General features: G+C 63.7%; 7 protein-coding genes and 2 pseudogenes. 5 read left to right on the top strand and 4 right to left on the bottom strand.

Annotation, left to right across the window (positions count from 1 at the left end; genetic code table 11):
- Positions 1-95: 95 nt before the first annotated feature.
- Both dnaK and NVV79_RS06885 read right to left on the bottom strand, forming a co-directional pair.
- A pseudogene (gene dnaK, locus NVV79_RS06890) lies at positions 96-2,013 on the bottom strand (molecular chaperone DnaK).
- Positions 2,014-2,247: 234 nt separating this feature from the next.
- Complete coding sequence (locus NVV79_RS06885) at positions 2,248-2,580, bottom strand: hypothetical protein (protein ID WP_303987488.1); 333 nt, start codon at positions 2,578-2,580, stop codon at positions 2,248-2,250.
- A gap of 161 nt (positions 2,581-2,741) precedes the next feature.
- Here NVV79_RS06885 and pabB point away from each other — a divergent pair, with 161 nt between their 5' ends.
- Both pabB and pncA read left to right on the top strand, forming a co-directional pair.
- Positions 2,742-4,508 carry an aminodeoxychorismate synthase component I gene (gene pabB, locus NVV79_RS06880; RefSeq protein ID WP_303987486.1) on the top strand — a complete coding sequence of 589 codons (1,767 nt, stop codon included), beginning with the start codon at positions 2,742-2,744 and terminating at the stop codon, positions 4,506-4,508.
- Between the two features lie 2 nt (positions 4,509-4,510).
- Positions 4,511-5,146 carry a bifunctional nicotinamidase/pyrazinamidase gene (pncA, locus tag NVV79_RS06875; protein WP_303987484.1) on the top strand — a complete coding sequence of 212 codons (636 nt, stop codon included), beginning with the start codon at positions 4,511-4,513 and terminating at the stop codon, positions 5,144-5,146.
- 227 nt (positions 5,147-5,373) lie between these two features.
- On the opposite strand, the gene grpE is transcribed toward pncA, so the two are convergent.
- Together grpE and hrcA are read right to left on the bottom strand one after the other, a co-directional pair.
- Entirely contained in the window at positions 5,374-5,952 is a 579-nt protein-coding gene (gene grpE, locus NVV79_RS06870; protein WP_303987482.1) for a nucleotide exchange factor GrpE, read from the bottom strand.
- Between the two features lie 77 nt (positions 5,953-6,029).
- A pseudogene (hrcA, locus tag NVV79_RS06865) lies at positions 6,030-7,107 on the bottom strand (heat-inducible transcriptional repressor HrcA).
- A gap of 140 nt (positions 7,108-7,247) precedes the next feature.
- On the opposite strand from hrcA, the gene rph reads away from it, so the two are divergent.
- The 3 genes from rph (at position 7,248) to hemW (ending at position 9,957) form a co-directional block, all read left to right on the top strand.
- The gene (rph, locus tag NVV79_RS06860) at positions 7,248-7,964 is read left to right on the top strand and encodes a ribonuclease PH (protein WP_303987480.1); all 717 of its coding nucleotides are present in this window, start codon (positions 7,248-7,250) and stop codon (positions 7,962-7,964) included.
- Between the two features lie 204 nt (positions 7,965-8,168).
- Positions 8,169-8,810 carry a non-canonical purine NTP pyrophosphatase gene (locus NVV79_RS06855; protein WP_303987478.1) on the top strand — a complete coding sequence of 214 codons (642 nt, stop codon included), beginning with the start codon at positions 8,169-8,171 and terminating at the stop codon, positions 8,808-8,810.
- 10 nt (positions 8,811-8,820) lie between these two features.
- Entirely contained in the window at positions 8,821-9,957 is a 1,137-nt protein-coding gene (gene hemW / locus NVV79_RS06850; protein WP_303988346.1) for a radical SAM family heme chaperone HemW, read from the top strand.
- Positions 9,958-9,986 lie beyond the last annotated feature (29 nt).

The raw sequence follows: 9,986 nt of genomic DNA, 5'->3' as shown, positions 1-9,986 counted from the left end.
TGTCGCGGTGGCCGATCCTAATCCATGCCCCTCATGCCGACAACGAAAAGGGGCCCGGCGCGCGCCGGACCCCTGCAATCTGCCTGGAAGAAGTTTTAGGCCGACTTCTTGTCGTCGTCGTCGTCCTTGACCTCTTCGAAGTCGGCATCGACCACGTCGTCATCTTCCTCGTCGCTGGTGCCATTGGCCTTGGCTTCGGCTTCCGCCTGGCTGGCCTTGTACATGGCCTCGCCCAGCTTCATCGAGGCCTGGGCCAGCGCGTCGGTCTTTTTCCTTGATGGCGTCGCCATCGTCGCTTTCGAGCACGCCCTTGAGGTCGGCAATGGCCGTCTCGATGGCGGCCTTGTCCTCGGCCGTGACCTTGTCGCCATATTCACCCAGCGACTTTTCGGTCGAGTGGATCAGGCTTTCGCCCTGGTTCTTGGCTTCGACGGCTTCGCGCTTCTTCTTGTCGGCCTCGGCATTCTGCTCGGCTTCCTGGACCATCTTCTCGATGTCGGCGTCCGACAGGCCACCGCTGGCCTGGATGCGGATCTGCTGCTCCTTGCCGGTGCCCTTGTCCTTGGCCGAAACCTGCACGATGCCATTGGCGTCGATGTCGAAGGTTACTTCGATCTGCGGCACGCCGCGCGGGGCGGGCGGAATGCCGGTCAGGTCGAAATTGCCCAGCAGCTTGTTGTTGGCGGCCATTTCGCGTTCGCCCTGGAACACGCGGATGGTCACGGCACTCTGGCTGTCCTCGGCGGTCGAGAAGGTCTGGCTCTTCTTGGTTGGGATCGTCGTGTTGCGATCGATCAGGCGGGTGAACACGCCACCCAGCGTCTCGATGCCCAGCGACAGCGGGGTCACGTCGAGCAGCAGCACGTCCTTGACATCGCCCTGCAGCACGCCGGCCTGGATGGCCGCGCCCAGCGCCACGACTTCGTCCGGGTTCACGCCCTTGTGCGGCTCCTTGCCGAACAGCTGCTTAACCGCTTCCTGCACCTTGGGCATGCGGCTCATGCCGCCCACCAGCACGACTTCGTCGATCTGGCTGGCTGACACGCCGGCATCCTTCATCGCCTGCTTGCAGGGCTCGATGGTGCGGTTGATCAGGTCATCCACCAGCGTTTCGAGCTTGGAGCGGCTGAGCTTGAGCGTCAGGTGCTTGGGGCCAGAGGCGTCGGCGGTGATGAAGGGCAGGTTGATTTCGGTCTGCGTCGCGCTCGAGAGCTCGATCTTGGCCTTTTCCGCAGCTTCCTTGAGGCGCTGCAGCGCGAGCTTGTCGGAGCGCAGGTCGATGCCCTGCTCCTTCTTGAACTCGTCGGCCAGGTAATCGACCAGGCGCATGTCGAAGTCTTCGCCACCCAGGAAGGTGTCGCCATTGGTCGACTTCACCTCGAACACGCCATCGCCGATTTCGAGGATCGAGATATCGAACGTGCCGCCACCCAGGTCATAGACCGCGATCGTGCCGGTATTCTTCTTGTCGAGGCCATAGGCGAGCGCGGCCGCCGTCGGCTCGTTGATGATGCGCAGCACTTCAAGGCCGGCAATCTTGCCCGCATCCTTGGTGGCCTGGCGCTGGGAATCGTTGAAATAGGCCGGAACCGTGATGACGGCCTGCGTGACGGTCTCGCCGAGATAGCTTTCGGCGGTTTCCTTCATCTTCTGCAGGATCATGGCCGAGACCTGGCTCGGCGAATACTTGTCGCCCGACGCTTCGACCCAGGCGTCGCCATTGTCGGCCTTGACGATCTTGAAGGGGACGAGGTCCTTGTCCTTGGCCACGACCTGGTCGTCGAAACGACGGCCGATCAGGCGCTTGACGGCAAACAGCGTGTTTTCCGGATTGGTGACCGCCTGGCGCTTGGCCGGCTGGCCGACGAGACGTTCGCCATCCTTGGAAAAGGCGACCATCGAGGGGGTGGTACGCGCCCCTTCCGCGTTTTCAATAACCTTGGGATTGGCGCCATCCATGACGGCGACGCAGCTATTGGTGGTACCCAGGTCGATACCGATGACTTTAGCCATTACTCTAGCCTCTCTTTCAGCAAACCCATGGTGGAACCCCTCTCGCGAGGCAGCCCCGTGGCCATCACGGCCGGGTTCCTTGCAACTGGAATGCGCCCATTGCTGGGCTTGCTGGCTATATAGGGGGGTGGCCCGGTCGCTTCAAGCGCTTCCCTGCGCCAAAAGCAGCGGCACCGCTCCGGCCGGAACGGTGCCCCTTGCTGCCGATGTGCGGCCAGACCGCCGGCAGGCTGCTCAGTCGTAGATCGTGTAGCTGCCCAGGTCGCAGATATTGATGTCATTCACGACCGTCTCGCTGCGGTCGGCCATGATGAACTTGAAGTCGTAATAGCACTCGGTCGAACCATCGGCGATGGTGACCGTGCCGTTGTAGCCGGCCCGCAAGGTATGGCCGCCGCGCAGCAGGTCCGGCCCCCAGCGCGTCGAGGCCGACGGGCTGGCATAGAAATAGTGCAGCGAGCGGTTGCTCTCGTTGTAGAGCGTGAAATAGATGTCCTCGGCTGCCACGGGCAAGGCGCTGCCCAGCAGCACCAATGCGGCAGCGCCACCCCTGATGATCGTCTTCATGACTGCGTCCCCAGATGACCGGCCTTGCATCCCGCGGCCGACCGGCGAAATTTGCCTCCGGGCGAATTACCCTCCAACCCCTGTTCATGGGGGCGGGTTGAGGCAGTGCGCCATCACTTCCCTGTTCCACCCCGACCCCGAAATGCTCTAGAAGCGCAGGCATGTTCGCCCCCGGCTCAGTCCTGCTGCACGATACGCTCGCCCCATCGGGGGAGAATCTGTTGTTCACCGAGCCGCGCGATATCCTCGTCGTCCATGACGCGGAAGGGGCCTACGCCGCCCTGCGCCGGCTCGAAGCTGCGAATGCAGCCGGCCTCCATGCCGCCGGCTTCCTTGCCTATGAACTGGGCTTCCTCTTCGAGGAGCGGCTGGCCCCATTCCTGCCCCCGCCCGGCCCGACGCCCCTGCTCTGGCTCGGCCTCTACCACGCGCCCGAACGTCTGACCGCCGCCGAGGTGGAAACCCGCCTAGCCGGCGCCGGCACCGGCGTGGCGCTCGATATCGCCCCCCGCATGGATGAAGCCACCTATGGCCGGGCCTTCGACACGGTTAAGGCGTTGATCTCAGCCGGCGACACCTATCAGGTCAATCTCACCTTCAAGGCCGGCTTCCGCCTCGAAGGCGACCCGCTGGCGCTTTATCGCGACTTGGTGCGCAAGCAGCCCGTCGCCTATGGCGCGCTGGTCAATACCGGCAGCCAGTGGATACTGTCCCGCTCGCCCGAACTCTTCGTGTCCAGCCGCGCCGGCAGGCTCGCCGCCCGCCCGATGAAGGGCACGCTGAAGCGCGGCCGCACCCTGGCTGAGGACGAGGCCGGTCGCGCCGCCCTGGCCAGCGACGAAAAGAACCGCGCCGAGAACCTGATGATCGTCGATCTGCTGCGCAACGATCTCGGCCGCGTCGCCGACATCGGCTCGGTCAGGGTCACCGACCTCTTCACGGTAGAAACCTATTCGACGCTCCACACCATGACCTCGGGCATATCGGCCAAGCGCCGCCCTGGCATCACCACGTCAGATCTGCTGGCCAATCTCTTCCCCTGCGGCTCCATCACCGGCGCGCCCAAGCTGCGCGCCATGGAAATTATCCACCAGGTCGAAGTCGGCCCGCGTGGCGTCTATACCGGCTCCATCGGCCATTTCGCCCCCGACGGCGATCTGACCCTCAATGTCGCCATCCGCACCGCTGTCATCGACAATGAAGGCAATGGCGAAATCGGCATTGGCGGCGGCATCGTCGCCGACAGCGTTGCCGCCGACGAATATCGCGAGGCTCTGCTCAAGATGGCTTTCTTCACCACCCCGGCCGAACCGGTCACCCTGATCGAAACCCTGCTCTGGGAGCGGACGGGCGGCTATTCCCTGCTCGACCGGCACCTCGATCGCATGGCGGCTTCATCAGCCTATTTCACCTTGCCCTTTGATCGCGCGGCGATTGGTGCCCTGCTGGAATCGCAATCCTTCCCCGCCGACACCATGCGCGTCCGCTTGACGCTCGATGCATCAGGCCCGGCCATCACCGCCGTTCCGCTGCCGCCCAATCCGCCGGTCTTCCGCTTTTCCATCGCCCCGGAAAGGCTGGATTCGCAAAGCCTCTGGCTCATGCACAAGACCACCAATCGCGCTTTCTACGACACTCCCCGCCAGCAGGCCCATGCCGCCCGTGGCGTGGACGAAGTCCTCTTCCTCAATGAGCGCGGCGAACTTACCGAAGGCTCGATCACCAATCTCTTCATCGAACGTGACGGCAAACTGCTCACCCCACCTTTGTCCTCCGGCCTCCTCCCTGGCACGCTGCGCGCCGAGCTCATCGCTACGGGCAAGGCTGAAGAGCAGATCCTGACCCTTGCCGATCTCGAAGCCGCCGAGGCAATCTGGCTGGGCAATTCCGTACGCGGCCTCATCCGCGCCGAATGGGTAAAGGAGTGAGCATGACCATCGAAATCAGGCCGACCGATGTGCTGGTCGTCGTCGACATGCAATACGATTTCCTGCCCGGCGGGAGTCTCGCCGTATCCGGCGGCGACGAAATCGTGCCGCTAATCAATACGCTGGCCAGACGCTTCACCAATGTCGTCCTGACCCAGGACTGGCACCCGGCGGACCACATCTCCTTCGCCAGCCAGCATCCCGGCAAGACCCCGTTCGAGACCGTGGACCTGCCGTATGGCAGCCAGGTCCTCTGGCCCGATCACTGCATGTGGAACACCCGCGGCGCCGAACTCTCCGATGATCTCGACATCCCCCACGGCCAGCTCATCATCCGCAAGGGCTATAACCGCCTTATCGATTCCTATTCCGGCTTCCAGGAAGCCGACCGCGAAACCCTGACCGGCCTGGCCGGCTATCTGAACGAACGCGATGTCGACCGGCTTTATATCGTGGGCCTCGCCACCGACTTCTGCGTCGGCTGGACCGCCATAGACGGCGCCGCCGGTGGCTTCGACGTGACCGTCATCGAAGACGCGACGCGCGCCATCGACAATGCCGGGAGCCTCGCCAAGGCTTGGGCCGATATGGCGGAAGCTGGCGTGGAGCGGGTGATGAGCACGGACATATTGGGGTAGCTCCGTGCTACGCCCTCGTGGTTCGAGGGTCGCTGCGCTCCCGCCTCACCATGAGGCTACTTGTAGCGCGGTATTTCAGTAGCCCTCATGGTGAGGTGCGCTTCTTTAGCGCCTCGAACCACGAGGGCGTGGCCCAATATTCCCCAAACGAAAAATCCCCGCTCGCGCGGGGATTCACGTGAAACTTCGAGGCCGCCGCCTATGGCCGAATGGCAGGCCAGAAAGCCTTACGCGCTCTTGTCCACGGCCTCATCGACCGGCGCCTGGCTCGGGCCGCCCTTGGCAACACCGACCATGGCCGGGCGCAAAACCCGGTCGCCGATGGCGAACCCGGCCTGCACCACCTGCACTACCGTACCTTCCGGCTTGCTCGGATCGGGCACTTCGAACATGGCCTGGTGCTTGTGCGGATCGAATTTCTGCCCCTCGGCCTCGATCGGCGTCACGCCATGCTTGGCCAGCAGGCGCTGCATTTCGCGCTCGGCCAGTTCGATACCCTCGATCAGGCTCTTGGTCGTGGCGTCGCCGTTTTCGCGCGCCTCCGCCGGCAGCATGACCAATGCGCGGCTCAGCGCATCGGTGGCGCTCAGCATGTCGCGGGCAAAGCCGGAAATGGCGTAGCTGCGCGTATCGTTGACATCGCGCTCGGTGCGCTTGCGCAGGTTTTCCATCTCCGCGATGGTCCGCAGCACGCGATCCTTGAGTTCGGCATTTTCGGCCCGCAGCGCCTCAACGGGATCGATCTCCGGCTCGGCCGGGTTTTCGACTTCAGGGTTTTCGTCCGGGGCGGCGTTCTCGTCGCTCATCATTGTTCTGTTCCGCAAGTTTTGAGATTTGTGCCGGATATCGGCCAAAGCGGCACGCATTTCAAGCCTGACGCGACTTAGGGCCGCTTCCGCGCCATCATCGCGCTGATCACATTGGCGGTATAATCCACGACAGGCACGATGCGCGCATAGTTGAGCCGCGTCGGCCCGATCACCCCCAGCACGCCCACTACCTTGTCATTGGCATCCTTGTAGGGGCTGAGGATCACCGAAGACCCCGACAGCGAAAACAGCTTGTTTTCCGAGCCGATGAAGATGCGCACTCCCCTCGGCTTTCTCCGCGTCGCCGAGCAGGTCCAGCAATCCATCCTTGCTTTCCAGCGCGTCAAACAGTTGCCGCATGCGCAGCAGGTCGTCGCTCGCCATGGCGTCGTTGATGAGGTTGGCCCTTCCGCGCACGATCACCGTCGGCTGGCTGGCCGGAGAAGCCTGCGCCAGCGTGGCAATGCCGGCATCCACCAGCTTCTGCGTCAATTCGTCCAGTTCGGCCCGCTGCTCGGCCCGCAGCGCAGCCAGCGCCTTGCGCGCCTCGGCAATGGTGCGGCCGACCACGTGATGGGCCAGGTAATTGCCCGCCTGGGTCAGATCAGAGGCGGTGAGGCCGGGCGGAATGTCCATGATGCGGTTTTCCACCTGCCCGTCCTGCCCCACCAGGATGGCCATGGCCCGCGTGGCGTCCAGCCGCACGAATTCGATATGCCGCAAAATGATATCGGCCTTGCTGGCGATGACCACGCCCGCGCCCTGGCTCAGCCCGCTCAGCAACTGGCTGGCCTCTATGAGAACATCCTCCACCTGCCCGCGATGCTGCCCCTCGATGCTCTGGGCGATCTGGCTGCGCTCGCTCTCGTTGACGGCGCCCACTTCCAGCATGGCATCGACGAAAAACCGCAACCCCTCCTGCGTCGGCGCCCGCCCGGCCGAGGTATGGGGCGCGGCGATCAGCCCGAGATCCTCGAGATCGGCCATCACATTGCGCACCGAGGCGGGCGACAGCCCCACCTGCAGCATGCGGGAAAGGTCACGCGATCCCACCGGCGATCCGGTGTCCAGATACCGCTCGACGATCTTCTTGAAAATGTCCTGGCTGCGCGCATTGAGCACGCTCAGGAAGTCTTCCGGCGGTCTGACCATGGGGAGTTCGATAAAATCGTCCGCTTTAACCGTGCAACCTCATTTAAGCGCATTGCAGCCATCAGCCAAGCACCCGCGGCTTGTGAGCCGGCCCGGCTAGGGTTAAGAGGCGGTTAACTGCAATTTCTGACGGATACCCGATGCGCCCTTCCGGACGTGAGCCCAACCAGATGCGTCCCGTGACGTTTGAGCGCAATGTCGCCCAGAAGGCGGAGGGCTCCTGCCTCGTCAGCTTCGGCAATACCAAGGTGCTGGTCACCGCCTCGGTCGAAACCAGCCTGCCCGGCTGGCTGCGCGGCAAGGGCCAGGGCTGGGTTACCGCCGAATATGGCATGCTGCCCCGCGCCACCGGCTCGCGCACCCGCCGCGAAGCCACGGCCGGCAAGCAATCCGGCCGCACCCAGGAAATCCAGCGCCTCATCGGCCGCTCGCTCCGCGCCGTGGTCGATATGCAGCTTCTGGGCGAAAACCAGATCACCGTGGATTGCGATGTGCTCGAAGCCGATGGCGGCACCCGTACCGCCTCGATATCGGGGGCCTATGTGGCCCTGGCCGATGCGATCAAGTGGATGGACGAGCGCAAGCTGACCAAGGGCAAGGCCCTGCGCGATTCGGTCGCCGCCGTCTCCTGCGGCATCTATCGCGGCGCCCCGGTGCTCGATCTCGACTATCTCGAAGATGTCGAAGCCCATACCGACGCCAATTTCGTCATGACCGGCTCGGGCAAGTTCGTCGAAATCCAGGGCACCGCCGAGCAGGTCCCGTTTTCGCGCGAAGAATTGAACAGCCTCATGGCCCTGGCCGAATCCGGCATCGGCGAACTGACCCTGATGCAACAGGCGGCGCTGGAAGCATGATGTTTTTCGGCAAGAAAACCCCTCATCCGGCGCTACGCGCCACCTTCTCCCGCGAGGGGAGAAGGGTGGTTCTGTGGCTTCCGTACACGCGGTGTCCCCTTCTCCCCTCGCGGGAGAAGGTGCACGAAGGGCGGATGAGGGGGCCTTTTCGCCGAACGACTGTGTCATCTGGCAAGATATTCGCCGCGCGCTGGAGGGAAGCAGATGAGCATCCCCCGTCTCCGCGAAGGTGACCGCCTCGTCCTGGCCACCCACAATGCCGGCAAGCTGAAGGAATTCCAGGAGCTGTTCGAGCCCTTTGGCCTCGAACTGGTCTCGGCCGGCGAGCTCGGCCTGCCCGAGCCCGAGGAAACCGGCACCACCTTTGCCGAGAATGCCCGCCTCAAGGCCCATGCCGCCGCCCATGCCTCCGGCATGCTGGCGCTGTCGGACGATTCCGGCCTCTGCGTCGATGCGCTCAATGGCGATCCCGGCGTCTATACCGCCGACTGGGCCGGCGTGCCGCGCGATTTCAACCGCGCCATGAAGCGTGTGGAAGATGCGCTGCAGGCAGCCAATGCCACCGAGCCCTCGCGCCGCCGCGCCGCGTTCAACGCCACGCTCTGCCTCGCCCATCCTGATGGGCGCGACGTCATCTATCACGGCGTCTGCCCCGGTACTTTGGTCTGGCCGCCGCGTGGCGAACGCGGCCATGGCTACGATCCCATGTTCATGCCCGATGGCTACGACATCACCTTCGGCCAGATGCCGCCGGAAATGAAGCATTCCTGGTCCCCCGGCCAGCAGGGCCTGAGCCACCGCGCCCGGTCCTTCGCCAAATTCGTGGAGGGTCAGATTGAGCGCTAACCCGAATGACATGTTCGGGGTTTACGTGCATTGGCCGTTCTGCGCGTCCAAATGCCCTTATTGCGACTTCAATTCCCACGTCCATCGCGGCCCCTTCGACGAGATCGACTATGTCGCCGCCTATGAGCGCGAAATCGCCACGGCTGCCGAACTGGCGCCGGGCCGCGTCGTGCAGTCGGTGTTTTTCGGTGGCGGCACCCCGTCGCTGATGAACCCGCAATCGACCGGACGGATTCTGGACGCCATCGCCAAACACTGGACGATGGATCGCAATGCCGAAATCACGCTGGAAGCCAATCCGACCAGCGTCGAGGTCGACCGCTTCAAGGGCTATCGCGCCGCTGGCGTCAACCGCGTCTCGCTCGGCGTGCAATCTTTGCGCGAAGGTCCGCTGGCCGAACTGGGCCGCCGCCATACGGTGGATGAAGCCATCGCCGCCGTGCGCATCGCGCAATCGGTCTTCGAGCGCTCCAGCTTCGACCTGATCTATGCCCGTCCGAAACAGACGCTGGAAGATTGGGAAGACGAGCTCAAGGAAGGCCTCTGGCTCGCCCAGGGCCATATCAGCCTCTACCAGCTCACCATCGAGCAGGGCACGCGCTATTTCGACCTGCACCAGGCCGGCAAGCTCAAGATGCCCAACGAAGACCTGGCGGCCGATTTCTACGAAATCACGCAGGAGCTGACATCGGCGGCCGGCCTGCCCGCCTACGAGATTTCCAATCATGCCCGTCCCGGCCAGGAGTCGCGGCACAACATGCTCTATTGGCGCTATGGCGAATATGCCGGCATCGGTCCCGGCGCCCATGGCCGGCTCATGATCAACAACCAGCGCCACGCCACCGCCGCCGAAAAGATGCCCTTCGACTGGCAGAAGAAGGTCAAGGCGTCAGGCCACGGCATGGTGGTGGACGATGTCCTCACCTGGGAAGAGCAGGGCGATGAATTCCTCGTCATGGGCCTACGCCTCAAAGAAGGTATCTCCCCCGCCCGCTTCACCGCCATTTCCGGCCGCCAGATTTCCAAGACCCAGATCGAAGCCCTCAAGGGCTACGGCTTCGTCGAAAGCCTGCCCAACGGCAACCTCCGCGTCACCGACAAAGGTTTCCCGGTGCTCGATGCCGTAGTCGCGGATTTGGCGGCTTAACCTCAAACCTGATGTCTCGGCTCCTACTC

The organism is Devosia ginsengisoli, assembly GCF_024707105.1.
Lineage (GTDB): Bacteria > Pseudomonadota > Alphaproteobacteria > Rhizobiales > Devosiaceae > Devosia > Devosia ginsengisoli_A.
This window is presented reverse-complemented; position numbering and strand designations above follow the sequence as displayed.

Coding starts and splice junctions, on each gene's coding strand:
- NVV79_RS06885 (WP_303987488.1), bottom strand. CDS start 2,580: ATGAAGACGATCATCAGGGGTGGCGCTGCCGCATTGGTGCTGCTGGGC.
- pabB (WP_303987486.1), top strand. CDS start 2,742: ATGTTCGCCCCCGGCTCAGTCCTGCTGCACGATACGCTCGCCCCATCG.
- pncA (WP_303987484.1), top strand. CDS start 4,511: ATGACCATCGAAATCAGGCCGACCGATGTGCTGGTCGTCGTCGACATG.
- grpE (WP_303987482.1), bottom strand. CDS start 5,952: ATGAGCGACGAGAACGCCGCCCCGGACGAAAACCCTGAAGTCGAAAAC.
- rph (WP_303987480.1), top strand. CDS start 7,248: ATGCGCCCTTCCGGACGTGAGCCCAACCAGATGCGTCCCGTGACGTTT.
- NVV79_RS06855 (WP_303987478.1), top strand. CDS start 8,169: ATGAGCATCCCCCGTCTCCGCGAAGGTGACCGCCTCGTCCTGGCCACC.
- hemW (WP_303988346.1), top strand. CDS start 8,821: ATGTTCGGGGTTTACGTGCATTGGCCGTTCTGCGCGTCCAAATGCCCT.